Here is an 18038-nt window from a genome sequence, read left to right as displayed (position 1 = left end):
TGCGAACGCCGGGCGATGAGCCCGGCGTTTTTTTATTGGTGCAAGGCTGTGGAGGGACCTCTCACCCTAGCCCTCTCCCCATAGGGGCGAGGGGACGCAGGAGGCGGGAGTTCGGTGCCTGTGAGATGCCCTGCGAGTGCCACATCGTCCCCTCGCCCCTATGGGGAGAGGGTCAGGGTGAGGGGTCTCCGCACTCACCAACCCTACGCCGCCTCTCTTGGCACCGGTCCCACATAGACCGACTTCGGCCGCACCAGCCTTCCGGTGAGCGCCTGCTCGCGGGCATGGGCGATCCAGCCGCTGACACGCCCGGCCGCGAACACGCAGGTGAAAGCCTCGCGCGGAAAACCGAGCGCTTCCAGCAGCAGCGCAGTGTAGAACTCGACATTGATGTCGAGCGGCCGATCCGGCTTCTTGCGCCGCAGCAGTTCCAGCGCGGCTTCCTCCACCGCCTCGGCTAGGCCCAGCCGCATCGGATCAATGGCGCCGGAAGCGGCGAGCAAGCGCACGGCACCTTTGAGCGCATCGGCCCGCGGGTCGCGGACACGGTAGATGCGGTGACCGAAGCCCATGAGCCGTTCGCCGCGGGCGAGGGCGGCCTCCAGCCACGGATAGGCGTTGGTGGGCTCGCCAATTGCATCCAGCATGTCGAGCACCGGCCCCGGCGCGCCGCCGTGCAGCGGTCCCTTGAGGGCGCCGAAGGCGGCGAGCACCGAAGAGGTGAGGCCAGCCTGCGTCGAAGCCACGATGCGCGACACGAAGGTGGAGGCGTTGAGGCCGTGATCGATGACGGTAACCAGATAGCGGTCGAGCGCTGCTGACTGCCGCTCCGTTGGCGCGACGCCTGTGGTCATGCGCAGGAAATCGGCGGCGTGAGTGAGTTTGGGGTCGGGAGCGATGGGTGCCAAGCCCTTGCGCAGCCGCAATGTCCCGGCCGTAAACACCGCGTGCGCCGCGATCAGCTTCAGCGCGGTGTCTGCATCGGATGCGTCGGGCAGTCGCGCCAGCAGGGCCCGCAGCGCATCGGTCGGCGGCAGGTCCGAGCTGGAGCGGGTGTAGTGGAGGAGGGGATAGACATCAGCCCGGGCCCGGCCGATCTCCGCCGCCCAATCGCGAGGGCTGAAGAAGCCCCCGAACATCAGCCCGACGGCATCCTCGTAGCGCGCCGACGTCACCAGTTCGTCGAGCGACACGCCCCGCACCACCAGCTGCCCAAGGGCGCCATCGACATCCGAGAGCACCGTCTCGGCGGCGACCACATCATCAAGACCGGAATTCATCACAACCTCCGCGGCTTCCGTTCGTGTCGAAGGTAGGGCAGGGTATGTTGACGTCAATCTTGATCGATAGGATCAATGTCATGGCAGAATGGCTGAGCGCCAACGAGGCGCTGGACCTGCTCGGGACCCAGCCGCAGACCCTCTATGCCAATGTCAGCCGCGGCCGCATCAAGGCCAAGCCGGACCCGAGGGACAGCCGCCGCAGCCTCTACCGAGCCGAGGACGTTCGCCGGTTGGCGCAGCGCGGTGCGGGGCGGCGCAAGCAGGCCGCGGTGGCCGCCGAGGCGATCCGCTGGGGCGAGCCGGTGCTGAACACCGCCATCTCCACCATCGATGATGGGCGGCTTCTGTATCGCGGCAGGGATGCGGCGTTGCTGTCGCGCGAGGCGACGCTGGAGGAGGTCGCCGGGTTGCTGTGGGGTGCCGGATCGCTTTCGCTGCCGCAGCCAGGGGATGCTTCTGGACAGGGGATAGGGGCGGCTTTCGAGGTGCTGGCGCGCCGGGCTGCGCTCGACCCGCCGACGGTGGGCCGGTCGCCAGCGGTGTTGCGCGCCGAAGCGGCCGGGCTGCTGGCGGATGTCGGTGTGGCGCTGGCGGGGACGGAGCCGCGAGGGGCGGGGCTGTACACGCGTCTGGCGGCGCGTTGGGGGAGGTCGGGTACCGCCGACAGGCTGCGGCGCGCGCTGGTGCTGCTCGCGGACCACGAACTCAACGCCTCCACCTTCGCGGCGCGGGTCACCGCCTCGACGGGAGCATCGCTGGCGGCCGCGCTGCTGTCCGGCGTCGCGGCGCTAACCGGGCCGCTGCACGGCACCGCAGCCCTGTCGGCGCTCGGCCTGATCGAGGAAGCCGAACGCGTCGGACCTGAGAGGGCGGTGATGAACCGATTGGGGCAGGGTGTCCCGATCCCCGCCTTCGGGCACCCGCTCTATCCGGAGGGGGACGTTCGTGCTGTCGAACTCATGGCCAATCTGGACGTGCCGGATGTGTGCCGGGAACTGGCGGAGGCGGGCGAACGCGTAACCGGCCGCGCACCGAATATCGACTTTGCCCTCGCCGTGCTGACGCTTTCGGAGGAGCTGCCACGTGAGGCGCCGCTGGTGCTGTTTGCGCTCGGCCGCACCGTGGGCTGGCTGGCGCATGCGCTGGAGCAGGTGGAGAGTGGAGAACTCATTCGGCCGCGGGCGCGGTATGTGGGGTAGGCCGGTGGCCGCGATCTCGTCCTTCCACGAGCTCAGGATGAGCAACCATTAGCTATGGGGTCCAGGGTTGGCCTCGTTGCAGAACGGTGTTGGCAAAGATGACGAGTTTTCGAGCGCAGGCGACGAGGGCGAGCTTGTGGGGTTTGCCAGCGGCAGTAAGGCGGGCATAGAGCGCCATGAGTTGGCGGTTCCATCGATAGGCGGCAGGCAGGGCCGCGGCGTAGAGGGCCTGCCGGGGGCGGGCACGGCCGCCGGCGATATGGCGCCGCCCGTGATGCTTGCCGCTGTCGTGGTCGAACGGTGCCAACCCGATCAGGGCAGCGGCCTGTTCACGGCTGATGCTGCCCAGTTCCGGCATGGCGATCAGCAAAGCCAAGGCGGTCGGTATGCCGATGCCGGGGACGGAGAGCAGCAGATCGAGCCGCCGCCCGAGAGCCTTGTCGGCCCGCACCGCCCGTTCCAGCCGGCGCCGTTCGTCGCGCAGGCGGGCCTTGAGTGCGGCAATGTCAGCGGCAACCAGGCTGGCAAGACGGGTATCGTGCAGATGCTCGAGCCGGGTCTTGAGCCGGGCGATGTCCTGGACCAGCTGGTCGATGAAGACCAGATGCTCGTGCAAGCCGGCCAGTGTCGGATCGGCAGCCGCCCTGTCCATCCCGAACAGGGACGGTGAAGGCAGCAATCACCCGGGCATCCAGCCGGTCGTTCTTGGCGCGCTGCAACCGCATGCGGGCAAACAGGCGTACCTGCAGCGGCTGGTGCAGGATCACCTTGAACCCGGCCTCCCGCAAAGCCGCGACCACGCCACGTTCGTAGCCGCCGCTGGCTTCGATGCCGACCCGATCGACTCCGGCCTTGAGCAACCACTCCGCCGCCGCTTGCCATCCGGCCGCGTCATTGTTCACCTGCAGCCATCCCTCGCCGGGCGTCACCGCCAGATCAAGAGCTGCCTTGCCGGTATCGATCCCGGCCACAAATGTGCTAGAATGGCTCATCTTCCTCGTCCCGTCCTTGCAATGCGAACCCTGGGTTCAATCAACCATGCGGGCCCGATGAAGACTGACGGCAACGATCCCGCTCATCCTCAGACAAAGGTGCACACCACCAGTCTGGGTCTACCTCGATCCGATGCCGCCGCCGCGGCCTGGTGTCGAACAGGCCGCGGCACCCCCACATTCGCACATCCCGCTAATACAAGGTCTACATTGCATCTGCGATCTCGTAGACCTCATGGTGAGCCCGTCGACCCCCCACGAGGTCGGTGACACCAGCCCCTACAAATCTATCCCCCTTATCTACCGTCTTGTCTTGTCAAGTTCGTGCGGGCTGTCCTGAGGCGACGATGGCGTTGAGGATGACGATGAGCTTGCGCATGACGGCGACGAGGACGAGCTTGCTTGGCTTTCCTCTTGCCTTGAGGCTGTCGGCGAAAGCCCGAATTGCAGGGTTGCGTTGGCGCGCGACGAGGGCGGCCATGTAGAGGCTGGATCTGAGGTCGGCGCGTCCTCCGCCGATGCGCCGCCTGCCGGTGAGTTGGCCGGAGTCGTTGGCGATAGGGGCTAGGCCGGCAATGGCCGCGGCGGTAGCTTTCGAAATGGAGCCGATCTCGGGGAGGTAAGCCAGGATAGCGGCCGTGGTGTGTGGCCCCACGCCCTTGAGTGATCGCATCAAGCCAGCTTTGCGCTGCAGTTCAGGGGTTTTCTTGATGAGGGCTTCGATCTCGGTCTCAATGGCCTGCAGTTCCCCTTTGAGCCAGGTCTGGTGGCGCTGGATCGAGGTTTGCAAGCGCTTGAGACTGGCGTGTTCGCTACGGTTGGCCTCCATTCGCAGCATCTGGGCGAGCTCGTCACGGCGCCGGCGGAGTTGACGCAGGGCGGCTTGCTCGGGACTGGGCGGTTGGTAAAGTTCCAGTCCGGGGGTCAGACCATAGCGGGCGATCAGGCGGGCATCGATCGCATCCGTCTTGGCTAGCTTGCCGTTGAAGCGAGCGAAGAGCCGAGTACGGCTGCCATGGGCCCGGTGAACGGCTAGACCCAGTGCGACCGCCTCGGACAGCACATGGCGCTCATATCCGCCGGTCGCCTCGCACACCACCAGCAAGGGGCCGGTGCCAAGCCTGGCGCTGACGCGCTGTTCTGCCCTGAGTAGGCGGCGCACCTGAATAGGGGTGTTCGGGATGATCTTCTGGCTGTCGGCCGGCAGGGTATGCACCACCAGATGGGCCTTGCTTACCTCGAAAGCGACGATGTGGTTGAAACGTGGATCGTTGGAGTTCATGCTCATGCTTGCTGTCCGTTCGTCCTGGATTATTTGCGGCCGTCAAAGGCCTCTCTACCGTTCGGATGGCCGGAAAGGTCTGCAGCGGGGGGCAAGATAAGCTACGGCCTTTATGGCCAATCCCCACCAGGCCCGCCCGCCGCCCGGCGCCGGAGCTGTGCGGCTCCGCGCCGGGCTATCCTCGCGCCAATAAGACCCAGCGCAAGGATGCGCCCACAGAAATAATCCCCACCCCCTCCACCTGTGCCTACAATGCACCCATCTCTTCCGCGACGGGGCGGCCTGCAGCGACCAGTGGCGGAAGGAGCCGGGCACGGGGACGTCGCTGTCCTGCGTGGGTCCCGCCGGATCAGGCCGGCGTGCGCATCCAAAAACCGGCGCCCCGAGGTGGATATCGCCTCATTAACATTTACTCAGAGGCGGCATCGCCTCGGGGCCCCGCCTCCATCCGAACCGACGGTGACCCCGGCGGGCATGCGTGTTGCCTCAAGCCGAATCGTCGGCCTGTGCGTCCTCCGTCACGAACTCCACCGGGCCGGCTTCCTCGCCCATGATGGTCCGGCCGAAGAGGCTGGCGACGAGGTCGACCAGCAGGGTGGCGCTCCTGCCGCCATGGTCGAGGAAGGGGTTGAGCTCCACCAGGTCGAGCGAGCCGACCACGCCGCTTTCATAGAGCATCTCCATGATCAGGTGCGCCTCGCGATAGCTGAGGCCGCCGGGCACGAGGGTGCCACCACCGGGTGCGATGGAGGGGTCCATGGCGTCGAGGTCGAGGCTGACGTGGAGGTGGGCACCGGCGTCGCGTGCCTTGGCCAGCACGCCCCGCATCAGCGCCACCATGCCGTTCTCGTCGATGCGACGCATGTCGATGATGTCCACACCGCGCGCGCGCAGCAGCCGGCGCTCGTCACGGTCGACGGAGCGGGCGCCGATGATGGTGACGTTGCGCGGGTCGATCCGGCCCAGCCACGGCCCGCGGAAGCTGTCGTCGAACTCCGGTTCGCCGCAGAGCAGGGCGAGCGGCATGCCGTGCAGATTGCCGGTGGGGGAGGTCAGCAGTGTGTTGAAGTCGGCGTGGGCATCGATCCAGAGCACATGCACCGGCCGCCCGAGCGGCTCGCAATGCCGGGCGGCGGCAGAGACGGTGCCGATGGCAATGGAATGATCGCCTCCGATATAGAGCGGGAAGTTGCCCTGGCTGAGCACGGTGGCACCGAGTTCGCTGGAGCGGGCGGCAAGCTCGAGCACGTCGGCCTTGCGCTGCTCCGGCAGGCGCCAACTGGCGGGGTCGGTGCTGATCTCCGGATGTGGACGCCGGAGGTCGCCATGATCAGCGATATCGTGGCCGAGTTCGACCAGCGCTTCGGGCAGGCCGGCGACGCGCAGTGCCTCCGGTCCCATGCCGCAGCCGCGTACCGAGGCGCCGGCGGCGGTGGCGATGCCGATGAGGTCGATGCGGCGCGGTTTTGCGGGCATGAGGCGCTCCCTTCGAAACGGTGGATAAACCCCTGTCGCAGGGCTGGTTTGCGTTCACATCTTAACCGTCACAAAACCGTGCTGGTTGACTTGCGGCACCCATCCGAGAACCTATTTATTAACCGGAATCAGCACAGCCTCGTTGCTGGAGCTGTCTATCACGGGCGCGCTCTCATCTCCTTCCTCCCGCGCGCCCTGGAAAGGATACGAGATGACGGACGCAAATCCCGCCGCCGGCGATTTCAGCCGGGATCGGGTGTACCCAGTTCTCCCCCTGCGCGACATCGTCGTGTTCCCCGGCATGATCGTGCCCCTGTTCGTCGGCCGCGAGAAATCCGTAAAGGCCCTCGAAGAGGTGATGCGCGACGACAAGCACATCCTCGTGGTCACCCAGAAGAACGCCCAGGATGACGATCCGGCTCCGGACGAGATCTACGCCACGGGTACCATCGCCACCGTGCTGCAGCTCCTCAAGCTGCCGGACGGCACGGTGAAGGTGCTGGTGGAGGGGCTCAACCGCGCGACCATCGACCGGTACCTGCAGACCGAAGAGTATTTCGAGGCCGAGGCATCCATCCTGCCCGAGCCGGAAGAGGATGCCACGGAGATCGAGGCGTTGGGCCGCTCGGCGCAGGCCGAGTTCGAGAATTATGTGAAGCTGAACAAGAAGATCTCCGCGGAGGTCGTCGCTGCGGTCAGCCAGATCGAGAACCCGAGCAAGCTGGTCGACACCATCGCCAGCCACCTCGTGATCAAGATCCCGGAAAAGGAAGACCTGCTGTCGACCGTGTCGGTGATCGAGCGCTTCCAGAAGGTCCTTGGCCTGATGGAAGGCGAGATCGGCGTGCTGCAGGTGGAAAAGCGCATCCGCTCCCGCGTCAAGCGGCAGATGGAGAAGACGCAGCGCGAGTACTACCTCAACGAGCAGATGAAGGCGATCCAGAAGGAACTCGGCGACGGCGAAGACGGCGCCAACGAGATCTCCGAACTGGAAGACCGGATCAAGAAGACCAAGCTCTCCAAGGAAGCTCGCGCCAAGGCCGATGCCGAGGTGAAGAAGCTCAAGTCGATGAGCCCGATGTCGGCCGAGGCCACCGTCGTGCGCAACTATCTCGACACGCTGCTGGGCCTGCCCTGGGGCAAGAAGAGCAAGGTCAAGCGCGACCTTGCGCTGGCCGAGAAGGTGCTGGACGAAGACCACCACGGCCTCGAGAAGGTCAAGGAACGCATTCTCGAGTATCTGGCAGTGCAGGCTCGCACCGGCGCGCTCAAGGGTCCGATCCTGTGCCTTGTCGGCCCTCCGGGCGTCGGCAAGACCTCGCTCGGCAAGTCCATCGCCAAGGCGACCGGCCGCGAGTTCGTGCGCATGGCGCTGGGTGGCGTCCGTGACGAGGCCGAGATCCGCGGCCACCGCCGGACCTATATCGGCTCCATGCCAGGAAAGATCATCCAGTCGCTCAAGAAGGTGGGCAAGTCCAACCCGCTCTTCCTGCTCGACGAGATTGACAAGATGGGCCAGGACTTCCGCGGCGATCCGTCCTCGGCGCTGCTCGAAGTGCTGGATCCGGAGCAGAACGCGACGTTCAACGATCACTACCTTGAGGTCGACTACGACCTTTCGGACGTGATGTTCGTGACCACCTCGAACACCCTGAACATCCCGGGGCCGCTGATGGACCGCATGGAGATCATTCGCCTGTCGGGTTACACCGAGGAGGAGAAGCACGCGATCGCGAAGCAACACCTGATCCCGGAGGCTGCCCGCGAGAACGGCGTCGCCCATGGCGAGTTCGAACTCAGCGACGAGATGCTGATGAAGGTGATCCGCGGCTATACGCGGGAAGCCGGCGTCCGCAATCTCAAGCGCGAGATCTCCAAGCTGATGCGCAAGGCGGTCACCGACATCGTGCGCACCAAGGTGAAGTCGATCACCATCGACGACGCCAAGCTCGCCGAGTATCTCGGCCCCGCCATCTTCAAGCATGGCGAGATCGAGGCGGAATCGCAGGTGGGCCTGGTGACCGGTCTGGCCTGGACTTCCGTGGGCGGTGAGTTGCTGACCATCGAGGGCGTGATGACGCCGGGCAAGGGCCGTATGTCGGTCACCGGCAACATCAAGGAAGTGATGAAGGAGTCGCTGACGGCGGCTGCCGCCTATGTGCGCTCCCGTTCGATCGACTTCGGCATCAAGCCGCCGATGTTCGATACGCGTGACATCCACGTGCACCTACCCGAAGGCGCGACTCCGAAGGACGGTCCGTCCGCAGGTATCGGTCTGGCCACCGCGATCGTGTCGGTTATGACTGGCATTCCGGTGCGCAACGACGTGGCGATGACGGGTGAGATCACCCTGCGTGGCCGGGTACTGCCGATAGGCGGCCTCAAGGAGAAGCTGCTGGCGGCCCTGCGGGGCGGCATCAAGACCGTGCTCATTCCGGAAGAGAATGTCCGCGACCTCCAGGAGATCCCGGACATCGTCAAGGAAGGCATGGAGATCGTGCCGGTCTCGCGCATGGACCAGGTGATCGAGCGGGCGCTGGTGCGCAAGCCCGAGCCGATCGAGTGGAACTTCGACGAAGCCACCCCGGCGGTGTCCACCACCGTCGAGGCCGGCGAGGAAGCCCCCTCAGGCCTGCTGCCGCACTAAACCGGCAGTTCCAACGAACCAAAACGGCGCTCCGAAAGGGGCGCCGTTCGTCATTCAGGGGAAGCAAGGAGGGCAGACGTAGCCGCGAGCGAAAGGCTCAGTGCGTCCAGGGAATCTTGCGGTCATGCCGGAAGTTGTCCGGGTAGGAAGCTCGCTGGACCTTGGGTTCGTGGTCCGGCTGCACCCAATAGGCGATGCCGTTGCGCTGGCAGTAGGCCTCGGCGTCCTCGAGGGTGTCGAAGGCGAGGCGCACCTGCTGTGTGGTTTCGGTGCTGGACGTGTAACCCATCAGGGGATCGATGGCGCGCGGCGTGGTGGGTTCATGGATCAGGACCCACTGCTTCGTCTTGCCTTTGCCGGACTGCATGGCGTTGCGAGACGGGCGGTAGATGCGGGCGGTCATGAAATCCTCGACGATAAGGCGCGAATGGTCGGAGTACAAAGATTCGAACTTTGGACCCCCGGTTCCCAAAACCGGTGCTCTACCAGGCTGAGCTACACTCCGACTTCGCAGCTTTGCAGTTAGCGTGTTCCCTTTAAAAGAGCAAGCAGGCCGCGCGGTTGCAGCCACTATTGACGCAAGGGCCATAGTGCCCGCAGAAGCGTGGCATGGTGGATTTGAACAAGCCCTGGCCGCTGGGGCTCGATCGCGGCCGATGGATCGTGTTTTGCGTCGGCGTGCTCGCCGGGCTGGCGATTCTGTCGCAGGTTGACGTTTGGGCATCGCGAGCCGCCATCGGCTGGCCAGATGCGTGGCGGGCGCCGTTCTTCTTCATCACCGATTATGGGCTGTCGGACTGGATCCTGATTCCGACGCTGATCACGACGCTTATCGGCCTCGTGGCGCTGCTGGTGGTTCGCGGGCGATGGCGACCGGTTACGGTCGAACTGACGCTGCTGAGCGCCTACGTTTTCGTCGGTGTCGGTCTGCCTGGACTGATTTCGAACCTTATCAAGCGACTGATCGGCCGCGGCCGGCCGACTGAGTTCGACGACGTCGGTGCATTCTCGTTCCAGAACGTGTTCAACGACTGGACCTTCCAGAGCTTCCCGTCCGGTCACACCACCACGGCGATTGCGCTTGCCTTTACCATCGGGTTCCTCTGGCCCCGGCTGTTTCCGGTGCTGATGGTGGTCGGCCTCGTCGTCGGCATTTCGCGCGTGCCCGTCGGCATGCACTATCCCACCGACGTGTTCGGCGGCTTGATCGTCGGCATGCTCGGCGCCTATCTCGTGCGCAACGTATTCGCGCTGCGCGGCTGGCTGTTCGAACGGCAGCCTGATGGACGCATGGTTTTCCGCGGTTTTCCCGCCTTGCGACAGGCGTTTCAGCGCGCCGCGCGGTAGCGCTCGATCCCGGCCGAAAGATCCTGCTTCAGGTCATCAAGACCTTCAAAGCCGACATGGATGCGGAGCAAATTGCCTTCGGCGGTCCAGGGCCGGACGGTGCGGCTCTTGCCGAACTTCACCGGCAGGCACAGGCTTTCGTAGCCACCCCATGAGTAGCCCATGCCGAAGAGTTCGAGCCCGTCCACGAAGGCCGCGACGGCGGTGCGCGGCGCCGGTTCGAGCAGAACGCTGAACAGGCTGCCGGAGCCGGTGAAGTCGCGCTGGAACAGCGCATGATCCGGGTGGCTCGGCAGGGCAGGGTGAAGCACCTGGGTGACCCCCGGCTGCGTTTCCAGCCATGCCGCCATGTCGAGAGCGCGGCGGCGATGTTCTTCCATGCGCAGGGCCAGCGTCCGCAGCCCGCGGGCGACGAGGAACGCATCGTCGCCGGAAGTGAAATAGCCGAGCAGGGCGCGGATCCGCTCCACATCTGGCCACGCTTCTTCCGTGGCTGAAATCGTGCCGACCATGGCGTCGGAGTGACCCACGAACATCTTGGTCGCCGCGTGAACCACGAGGTCGGCGCCGAGGCTCAGAGGCTTGTGGAACAGCGGGGTGGCCCAGCTGTTGTCGACGATCAGCCGGGCGCCGTTGGTGTGCGCTGCTTCAGCAATGGCTGGAAGGTCCTGAACCTCGAAGGTCAGCGAGCCAGGGCTCTCCGCAAGAACGGCGCGGGTGTTCGGCTGCATCAGGTCGGCGATCCCACCACCAATTCGGGGATCGTAGTAGCGGGCAGTCACACCCATGCGGGCGAGAAAGTTGTCCGCGAAGATTCGCCCCGGTTCATAGGCGCTGTCGGAGATGAGCACATCGTCGCCGGCCTTGAGGCAACTCATCAGCGCAATGTTGATGGCTGCGAGGCCGGACGGCACCAGCTTGGTACGGTAAGCGCCCTCGAGCGCGGTGACCACGGTCTCGACGCTTTCGGTGGTGGGGTTGCCGGCGCGGCCGTAGAGGTATCTCTGCTGCTGCGAGTCGAGGTCAGCAAGGGTTTTGAACAGGACCGTCGAGCCCCGATAAACCGGGGTATTCACAAAACCGAACTGATCGTCCGGCGCGCGCCCGAGGTGGGTCAGCAGTGTCTCCACGGAGGTCGCCGAGGAACTGCTGCTTTTTCGATCATTCATCGTAGGCTCGGTGCTCAATACAGTATCAGTCGCTGAACAGTGGCGACATTTGCGACAGAGTTGCTGTCGTAAAGGTCCATCTGCCCTTGACGCAACGGTCATTAGCGGATTGCATGCTTAGCAGCATCATGCCTGTCTTCAAAGGCGGGGTGCCACCGGCGCCGAAAGAGCGCCGGGACACAAGGGTCAGGAAACAAAAGGCAATTCAATGAACAAATCGCTTGTAACGCTCGCGGTCGCAGCCCTTGCTGGCTTCGGCGCGACGGCTGCTCACGCCGATACGCTCGATGACGTGATGGCCAAGGGATATGTGCAATGTGGCGTTACCGGCGGTGTGCCGGGTTTCTCCGCTCCCGACGCCAACAACGTCTGGGCCGGTCTCGAGGTCGATTTTTGTCGTGCGGTGGCTGCCGCCATCTTCAATGATGCCGAGGCCGTGCGCTACACGCCGCTGACCAGCCAAGAACGCTTTGCGGCCCTGTCTGCCGGCGAAATCGACATCCTGTCGCGTACCACCACCTGGACCATGAGCCGCGACACCGATCTCGGCATCAGCTTCATCGGCACCATGTACTATGACGGCCAGGCCTTCATGGTTCGCGAGGCCGACGGCATCACGTCCGCCCTGGAACTGTCCGGCGCCGCCATCTGCATCGAGTCGGGTACCACCACCGAGCTGAACGCCGCCGACTACTTTGCCGCCAACAACATGGAATTCAACACCGTGGTGTTCGTGGATCAGGACGAAGTGGTGAAGGCCTATGAAGACGGCCGCTGCGACGTCTACACCACCGACGGTTCCGCCCTTGCCGCCGAGCGCTCCAAGTTCGCCAACCCGGCCGAGCACGTGATTCTGCCCGAGATCATCTCCAAGGAGCCGCTCGGCCCCGTGGTTCGTCAGGGCGACGATCGCTGGTTCAAGATCAATCGCTGGGTCTACTTCGCCCTGCTGGAAGCCGAAGAGCTGGGCGTGAGCTCCACCAATGTCGACGAGATGCTCGGCTCCGACAACCCGGCCATCAAGCGCCTGCTGGGCGTGGAAGGCGAGTTCGGCACCCCGATCGGTCTGCCGAATGACTGGGCCTACCGGATCATCAAGCTCGTCGGAAACTATGGCGAGTCGTTCGACCGCAATGTCGGCCCGAGCACCGATATCGGCCTCGAGCGCGGCCTCAACGCTCTGTGGACCGATGGCGGCCTGCAGTACGCAGCCCCGATCCGCTAAGCTGTCACTCGACACCGGCGCCCCGCCACAAACGGGGCGCCGGACTTCTTCGAGAACCGGCGACCTCTGCTTTTGTGTGTGCGTGATACCCGGCGAAGGCCGGCCTGCGCGGCGCTTGCCGCAGCAGCGATTTCGCATTCCGATTTCAGGGCGCGCGCCGTTCACAGCAAAGGAATGCATGCGCCATGGCCGTGCAAGGACATATGGCAGGGGCGCCGCCCCGAGCCTCATTGCTGAATGACCCGGTTTTCCGGGGGATCATCTACCAGATACTGGTCGCTGCGGCGGTCATCGCGTTCTTTGCCTGGATCGTCGTCAACACGGCACAGAACCTCGCAGCGCAGAACAAGACCACCGGCTTCGACTTCCTGTTCCGAACCGCCGGGTTCGACATCAGCTTCACGCTGTTCCCGTGGAGCCGCACCTCCTTCTACTGGGAAGCCTTCCTTGCTGGGCTGCTGAACACGCTGCTGGTGGCAGTGATCGGCATCTTCTTCGCAACGATCCTCGGCTTTGCCCTGGGTATCGCCAGGCTGTCGTCCAACTGGCTGATCGCGCGATTCGCGACGGTCTATATCGAAACCATTCGCAACATCCCGCTGCTGCTGCAGCTGTTCTTCTGGTACTTCGCGGTGCTGAAGGCGATGCCGGCGGTGCGCCAGAGCTTCGAACTGCCGCTCGACATCTTCATCAACCAGCGCGGCGTGATGGTGCCGCGGCCGATGCCGGACCAGGAGTTCACCCTGGTGATCGTCACCATCGTGGTTTGCCTGGTGGCGGCCATCGCGCTGGGCATCTGGGCCACGCGACAACGCGCGGCAACGGGTCGGTATCCACGGGCCGTGGTGCTGGCCGGGCGCGTTGCCAACGCTGTCGTCACGCTTGGGTTGGCGCTGCTCGGCGCGTCGTTGCTGCCGAGCGTCATCCCGGCGCTCTCGGATCTTCAGTCGGTGCTCTATGCGGGTGCAGTGGTGGTGGGGGGGCTATCGTTGACCCGTTTAGCTCCCTATGCGCGAGCGACGCTGTTCGTCATGTTCAGCGCGATCATCCTGTCGGCCGTGGTGCAGTCGATGTTTGCTGCCTGGCCGCCGCTGCTGCTGGTTGGCGGCAGCGTCATCGCGGCCTTCGTGATCGGCTGGATCGTCCTCGATGGCGCACGCAGTCGGCCCGAGGCAGAAGCCGGCTTTCCGTGGGCATTGCTGGCGCTGATCGTCATCGGCATTCCGTCGCTAGTGTACTGGGCGACCGGGGCCACCCTGGCGTTCGAAGTTCCGGTGCTGGAGCGGTTCAACTTCAAGGGCGGGCTGCAATTGCCGCCGGAATTCGTGGCGCTCGCCTTCGGCTTGATCATCTACACGGCAGCCTTCATTGCCGAGAACGTCCGAGGCGGCATCCGCGCCGTCAGCAAGGGGCAGACCGAAGCCGCGCAGTCCTTGGGCTTGAAGGAAGGCGACCGGCTGCGGCTGGTGATCGTGCCGCAGGCGATGCGGGTGATCGTGCCGCCGCTGACCAGCCAATATCTCAACCTCACCAAGAACTCCTCGCTGGGCGCCGCGATTGGCTACCCTGAACTGGTCAACGTGTTCACCGGGACAACGCTGAACCAGACCGGCAAGGCGATCGAGGTGATTGCCCTGACCATGGCGGTCTACCTCACCTTCTCGCTGCTGACCTCGGCGTTCATGAACTGGTACAATGGCCGCGTGGCCCTGGTGGAGCGCTGATCATGGCCAAGGATGCACTCTACGTTCGCGACGAATTCGTCGAGGCCCGTCCGGCTCCCGGGCAGACCGGCGGCCCGTTGCTGTGGCTTCGACAGAACCTCTTCGCAACGCCCGTCGACACCATGTTCACTCTTGGCGGGCTGTTGTTCCTCCTGTGGGCCATACCGCCGATCTTCAACTTCCTGCTCGGGGATGCGGTGTTCCCCGGTGGCACGGTGGAGGATTGTCGTGTCGAAGGGGCAGGGGCCTGCTGGGCCTATATCCATGCCCGCTTCAACTTCTTCATCTACGGCTTCTACCCCATTGATCAGTACTGGCGGCCGAACATCGTGTTCGTGCTGGGGGCGGCGCTGATCATCCCGCTGCTGATCCCCTCGGCGCCGTTCAAGCGCATCAACGCGGTGCTGTTCTTCGTCGTGTTCCCAGTGATTTCGTTCTACCTGCTCAGCGGCGGGGTGTTCGGGCTGCGCTATGTGCCGACGGAGCAGTGGGGCGGGCTCCTGGTGACGCTGATCATCTCGCTGGTCGGCATCTTCTGCTCGATCCCGATCGGCATCCTGCTGGCTCTGGGGCGGCAATCCCAACTGCCGATCATCAAGACGCTGTGCGTGATGTTCATTGAACTGTGGCGCGCCGTGCCGCTGATCACGGTCCTATTCATGGCCTCGATCATGCTGCCGCTGTTCATGCCCACGGGCACAACGGTGGACAAGTTGTTGCGGGCACTGGTGGGCGTGACGCTGTTCTCATCGGCCTATCTGGCCGAGACCGTTCGAGGCGGGCTGCAGGCGCTGCCGCGTGGACAGTACGAGGCGGCGGCCGCCCTGGGGCTCGGCTACTGGAAGCGCACCTGGTTCATCATCCTGCCGCAGGCTCTGCGGCACGTGATCCCCGGCATCGTCAACAACTTCATCGCCCTGTTCAAGGACACCTCGCTGGTGTCGATCGTGGGCATCTTCGACCTGCTGAACACGGTGCAGGCGGCCAGTTCGGACATCGACTGGGCGTCGCCGACGCAGGCGGTGACCGGCTATGTGTTTGCCGCCGCCATGTTCTGGATTTTCTGTTTCGCCATGTCGCGCTACTCGCTCTGGATGGAGCGGCGCCTCGACACCGGCCACAAGAGGTAGACCAATGAGCCAGGTATCTTCCGCCACGGTGGAGCGCACCATCGACACCTCCAATATGAGCGTGTCGGACACCGAGGTCGCGATCGACGTGGTCGGCATGCACAAGTGGTATGGCGACTTCCACGTGCTGCGCGACATCAACCTGAGGGTGATGAAGGGGGAGCGTATCGTCATCGCCGGGCCGTCGGGCTCGGGCAAGTCGACGCTGATCCGCTGCATCAACCGGCTCGAGGAGCATCAGGAAGGCCAGATCATCGTCAATGGCACCGAACTCACCGCCGATCTTAAGCGCATCGACGAGGTGCGGCGCGAGGTCGGCATGGTATTCCAGCACTTCAACCTGTTCCCGCACCTGACGATCCTCGAGAACCTGACGCTGGCCCCGATCTGGGTGCGCGGCATTCCCAAGGCGGACGCTGAGGCGACCGCCATGCATTACCTCGAGCGGGTGAAGATCCCGGAGCAGGCGAACAAGTATCCGGGGCAGTTGTCCGGTGGGCAGCAGCAGCGCGTGGCGATCGCCCGGTCTCTCTGCATGCAGCCGCGTATCATGCTGTTCGACGAGCCGACCTCGGCGCTGGACCCCGAGATGGTCAAGGAAGTGCTGGAGGTGATGATCACCCTGGCCGAAGACGGCATGACCATGATCTGCGTGACTCACGAGATGGGCTTCGCCCGCCAGGTGGCTAATCGCGTGATCTTCATGGATCAGGGGCAGATCATCGAGCAGAACGAGCCCGAAGCCTTCTTTTCGGACCCGCGGCACGAGCGCACCAAGCTGTTCCTCAGCCAAATCCTGCATTGATCGCCGGAGGAGCGCCTGAGCGCTCCTTCATCAGGCTTTGCCGAGTACGCCCAGGTGCGAGTGCTTGAACCCGGACGGGTATTTCAGCCCGTACCCGAGAGCCCGATCGAAGCCGATGTGAGCGGCGTGGATCAGGGCCAGATGCTGCAGCAGATCACTCTGGACCATCAGGCCCACGCCGCCGAGCACCGCCGGCACCACATAGGTGTGGGCGAGATTGTAGACGAACGCACCTGTCCGGCGTCCGGCGGAATAGCCGAGGAAGGATAGGTCTGGCGCAAGGAACAGCAGGGCAAAGAGCCACCAGCTGCCGCCCAGACTGAAATAGAGCGCGGTGGCGATCACCAGCGCCGCGGCCCCTTCGGCCCGCAGGAAGGCGCGTACTGCTCCCGTGACCGTATCCACGTCTTTCGTTTTCGACATCGTTTGATCCCTTTCGTTGATGCGAAAGAGATAGGTGTCAGCGCGCTGATGCTGAATTCACCAAGGCAGAGGGTACGATATGCGAAACTGAATAGTGCCGTACTAGCCGGCGAGACCGTGCGCCGCCGTGAGTTCGGAAAGCGTCACCTGGGGGCGAGCGCCGATATGGGAGATCACCTCGGAGGCCGCGAGGCAGCCGGTTTTGAGCGCTGACTCGAGCGTCTGGCCACGGGCGATCCCGAGCAGGAAACCGGACGCGAACAGGTCCCCGGCACCGGTCGCATCGACTACCTTGTCGACGGGAAATGCGGGAATGGAGACGATCTCTCCATTGTAGACGGCCATGGCGCCATCGGCGCCCATGGTGATGGCGGCGAGCTCGGCATCCTTGGCGATCTCGCGAACCGCTTCGCCGAGATCGTCGGTCTCATAAAGCGACTTCAGCTCGTGCACGTTGGCGAAAACGTAGTCGATGGTCTTGGAGCGGATCAGATCCAGGAACTCGGCGCGGTAGCGATCGACGCAGAACGGGTCAGAAAGGGTGAAGGCCGCTGCTCGTTCATGTTTGTGGGCATAGTGCGCTGCCAGCACGAAAGCCTTCTTGGCTTCGACCGGGTCCCAAAGGAAGCCTTCCATATAGGTAATGGCAGACCCACCGATCTCGTCGGGGCGGATGTCCTGCTCGGTCAGTTGATGGCAGGCACCGAGATAGGTGTTCATGGTCCGCTCGCCATCTTCCGACAGGAAGATCATGGAGCGGGCCGTCAGTGCGCCGTTCTTCAGCCGCGAGGTCGCGTAGTAGACGCCGATGTCGTTGAGGTCGTTCTCGAACACGTCGCCCAGAAGGTCGTCGGCCACCTTGCCGACGAAGGCCGCCCGCCCGCCGAGCGAGGCCACGCCGGCTGCGGTATTGGCTGCGCTGCCGCCCGAGATCTGTTGCCGCGTCAGCGGCATCTTGGAATAGAGTTCTTCCGCCCGATCGGTGTCGATCAGGTGCATGATTCCCTCGGTCATGCCTTCGCGCTCGATGAAGCCGGACTCTACGGGCGCGATGATATCGACAATGGCATTGCCGATGGTCAGCACGTCGAAGCGGGTCTGGGTCATGGCGGCTCCGTATGCGCGGGAACAGCGCTGGCAAGCGCGATGAACATGGTGCCGGCAGCAGGGTTCGAACCCGCGACCCCCTGATTACAAATCAGGTGCTCTACCAACTGAGCTATACCGGCCTTGCGACGGCTCTAGCATCGACCGGCATGGGTGGCAACGTCGCGCTTGTCACGCTGTCGAAAACCCTGGTGTTCCCCTGGGCCTGCCTTGACCCCATGCAGGCACC

General features: G+C 64.4%; 16 protein-coding genes and 2 tRNA genes. 7 read left to right on the top strand and 11 right to left on the bottom strand.

Going from position 1 to position 18038, the window contains the following annotated elements; all coding sequences use genetic code 11:
* Positions 1-203 precede the first annotated feature (203 nt).
* Complete coding sequence (locus ACFSX5_RS18760; RefSeq protein ID WP_386835485.1) at positions 204-1280, bottom strand: citrate synthase/methylcitrate synthase; 1077 nt, start codon at positions 1278-1280, stop codon at positions 204-206.
* A gap of 80 nt (positions 1281-1360) precedes the next feature.
* Between ACFSX5_RS18760 and ACFSX5_RS18755 the strand changes: the two genes are divergently transcribed.
* Positions 1361-2482, top strand: coding sequence for a citrate/2-methylcitrate synthase (locus ACFSX5_RS18755; RefSeq protein ID WP_386835483.1), 1122 nt, complete (start codon positions 1361-1363; stop codon positions 2480-2482).
* 52 nt (positions 2483-2534) lie between these two features.
* On the opposite strand, the gene ACFSX5_RS18750 is transcribed toward ACFSX5_RS18755, so the two are convergent.
* From ACFSX5_RS18750 to rocF, 4 genes are all read right to left on the bottom strand, one after another.
* A complete protein-coding gene (locus ACFSX5_RS18750; RefSeq protein ID WP_386835482.1) occupies positions 2535-3098 on the bottom strand; it encodes a transposase in 564 nt (187 codons plus the stop codon).
* Positions 2989-3474 carry an IS110 family transposase gene (locus ACFSX5_RS18745; protein WP_386835481.1) on the bottom strand — a complete coding sequence of 162 codons (486 nt, stop codon included), beginning with the start codon at positions 3472-3474 and terminating at the stop codon, positions 2989-2991. The genes ACFSX5_RS18750 and ACFSX5_RS18745 overlap by 110 nt, the downstream gene beginning before the upstream one ends.
* Positions 3475-3790: 316 nt before the next feature.
* Complete coding sequence (locus tag ACFSX5_RS18740; protein ID WP_386832653.1) at positions 3791-4762, bottom strand: IS110 family transposase; 972 nt, start codon at positions 4760-4762, stop codon at positions 3791-3793.
* A 480-nt stretch (positions 4763-5242) separates the two neighbouring features.
* Positions 5243-6232: an arginase gene (gene rocF / locus ACFSX5_RS18735; RefSeq protein ID WP_386835480.1), complete on the bottom strand. Its 990-nt coding sequence runs from the start codon at positions 6230-6232 to the stop codon at positions 5243-5245.
* 211 nt (positions 6233-6443) lie between these two features.
* Between rocF and lon the strand changes: the two genes are divergently transcribed.
* Positions 6444-8879 (top strand): endopeptidase La, encoded by a 2436-nt coding sequence (lon, locus tag ACFSX5_RS18730; RefSeq protein WP_386835478.1) that lies wholly within the window; start codon positions 6444-6446, stop codon positions 8877-8879.
* Positions 8880-8976: 97 nt separating this feature from the next.
* Here the strand turns inward: lon and ACFSX5_RS18725 are convergent, their stop codons facing one another.
* Together ACFSX5_RS18725 and ACFSX5_RS18720 are read right to left on the bottom strand one after the other, a co-directional pair.
* Positions 8977-9282 carry an ETC complex I subunit gene (locus ACFSX5_RS18725; protein ID WP_386835476.1) on the bottom strand — a complete coding sequence of 102 codons (306 nt, stop codon included), beginning with the start codon at positions 9280-9282 and terminating at the stop codon, positions 8977-8979.
* A 25-nt stretch (positions 9283-9307) separates the two neighbouring features.
* Positions 9308-9384 (bottom strand) — tRNA-Pro (locus ACFSX5_RS18720).
* Between the two features lie 113 nt (positions 9385-9497).
* Between ACFSX5_RS18720 and ACFSX5_RS18715 the strand changes: the two genes are divergently transcribed.
* Positions 9498-10226, top strand: a complete 729-nt coding sequence (locus ACFSX5_RS18715) for a phosphatase PAP2 family protein (RefSeq protein ID WP_386835474.1) — start codon at positions 9498-9500, stop codon at positions 10224-10226.
* On the opposite strand, the gene metC is transcribed toward ACFSX5_RS18715, so the two are convergent.
* Complete coding sequence (gene metC, locus ACFSX5_RS18710; RefSeq protein WP_386835473.1) at positions 10208-11395, bottom strand: cystathionine beta-lyase; 1188 nt, start codon at positions 11393-11395, stop codon at positions 10208-10210. The genes ACFSX5_RS18715 and metC overlap by 19 nt on opposite strands.
* 208 nt (positions 11396-11603) lie before the next feature.
* On the opposite strand from metC, the gene ACFSX5_RS18705 reads away from it, so the two are divergent.
* The 4 genes from ACFSX5_RS18705 to ACFSX5_RS18690 all read left to right on the top strand — a co-directional run bounded on the left by ACFSX5_RS18705 (position 11604) and on the right by ACFSX5_RS18690 (position 16279).
* Positions 11604-12620: an amino acid ABC transporter substrate-binding protein gene (locus ACFSX5_RS18705; protein WP_386835471.1), complete on the top strand. Its 1017-nt coding sequence runs from the start codon at positions 11604-11606 to the stop codon at positions 12618-12620.
* A 230-nt stretch (positions 12621-12850) separates the two neighbouring features.
* Positions 12851-14344 carry an amino acid ABC transporter permease gene (locus tag ACFSX5_RS18700; protein WP_386835470.1) on the top strand — a complete coding sequence of 498 codons (1494 nt, stop codon included), beginning with the start codon at positions 12851-12853 and terminating at the stop codon, positions 14342-14344.
* Positions 14345-14346: 2 nt separating this feature from the next.
* Positions 14347-15474 carry an amino acid ABC transporter permease gene (locus tag ACFSX5_RS18695; RefSeq protein ID WP_386835468.1) on the top strand — a complete coding sequence of 376 codons (1128 nt, stop codon included), beginning with the start codon at positions 14347-14349 and terminating at the stop codon, positions 15472-15474.
* A gap of 4 nt (positions 15475-15478) precedes the next feature.
* A complete protein-coding gene (locus tag ACFSX5_RS18690) occupies positions 15479-16279 on the top strand; it encodes an amino acid ABC transporter ATP-binding protein (protein WP_386835467.1) in 801 nt (266 codons plus the stop codon).
* A gap of 30 nt (positions 16280-16309) precedes the next feature.
* On the opposite strand, the gene ACFSX5_RS18685 is transcribed toward ACFSX5_RS18690, so the two are convergent.
* The 3 genes from ACFSX5_RS18685 to ACFSX5_RS18675 all read right to left on the bottom strand — a co-directional run bounded on the left by ACFSX5_RS18685 (position 16310) and on the right by ACFSX5_RS18675 (position 17931).
* Positions 16310-16702, bottom strand: coding sequence for a DUF4260 domain-containing protein (locus ACFSX5_RS18685; RefSeq protein ID WP_386835466.1), 393 nt, complete (start codon positions 16700-16702; stop codon positions 16310-16312).
* Between the two features lie 102 nt (positions 16703-16804).
* Positions 16805-17809 carry an adenosine kinase gene (locus ACFSX5_RS18680; RefSeq protein WP_386835464.1) on the bottom strand — a complete coding sequence of 335 codons (1005 nt, stop codon included), beginning with the start codon at positions 17807-17809 and terminating at the stop codon, positions 16805-16807.
* Between the two features lie 46 nt (positions 17810-17855).
* Positions 17856-17931: transfer RNA gene (locus ACFSX5_RS18675), tRNA-Thr, on the bottom strand.
* Positions 17932-18038: the final 107 nt, after the last annotated feature.

Origin of the sequence: Devosia albogilva (genome assembly GCF_042685625.1) — a bacterium.
GTDB classification, from domain to species: domain Bacteria; phylum Pseudomonadota; class Alphaproteobacteria; order Rhizobiales; family Devosiaceae; genus Devosia; species Devosia albogilva.
This window is presented reverse-complemented; position numbering and strand designations above follow the sequence as displayed.

Coding starts and splice junctions, on each gene's coding strand:
- ACFSX5_RS18760 (WP_386835485.1), bottom strand. CDS start 1,280: ATGAATTCCGGTCTTGATGATGTGGTCGCCGCCGAGACGGTGCTCTCG.
- ACFSX5_RS18755 (WP_386835483.1), top strand. CDS start 1,361: ATGGCAGAATGGCTGAGCGCCAACGAGGCGCTGGACCTGCTCGGGACC.
- ACFSX5_RS18745 (WP_386835481.1), bottom strand. CDS start 3,474: ATGAGCCATTCTAGCACATTTGTGGCCGGGATCGATACCGGCAAGGCA.
- ACFSX5_RS18740 (WP_386832653.1), bottom strand. CDS start 4,762: ATGAGCATGAACTCCAACGATCCACGTTTCAACCACATCGTCGCTTTC.
- rocF (WP_386835480.1), bottom strand. CDS start 6,232: ATGCCCGCAAAACCGCGCCGCATCGACCTCATCGGCATCGCCACCGCC.
- lon (WP_386835478.1), top strand. CDS start 6,444: ATGACGGACGCAAATCCCGCCGCCGGCGATTTCAGCCGGGATCGGGTG.
- ACFSX5_RS18725 (WP_386835476.1), bottom strand. CDS start 9,282: ATGACCGCCCGCATCTACCGCCCGTCTCGCAACGCCATGCAGTCCGGC.
- metC (WP_386835473.1), bottom strand. CDS start 11,395: ATGAATGATCGAAAAAGCAGCAGTTCCTCGGCGACCTCCGTGGAGACA.
- ACFSX5_RS18705 (WP_386835471.1), top strand. CDS start 11,604: ATGAACAAATCGCTTGTAACGCTCGCGGTCGCAGCCCTTGCTGGCTTC.
- ACFSX5_RS18695 (WP_386835468.1), top strand. CDS start 14,347: ATGGCCAAGGATGCACTCTACGTTCGCGACGAATTCGTCGAGGCCCGT.
- ACFSX5_RS18690 (WP_386835467.1), top strand. CDS start 15,479: ATGAGCCAGGTATCTTCCGCCACGGTGGAGCGCACCATCGACACCTCC.
- ACFSX5_RS18685 (WP_386835466.1), bottom strand. CDS start 16,702: ATGTCGAAAACGAAAGACGTGGATACGGTCACGGGAGCAGTACGCGCC.
- ACFSX5_RS18680 (WP_386835464.1), bottom strand. CDS start 17,809: ATGACCCAGACCCGCTTCGACGTGCTGACCATCGGCAATGCCATTGTC.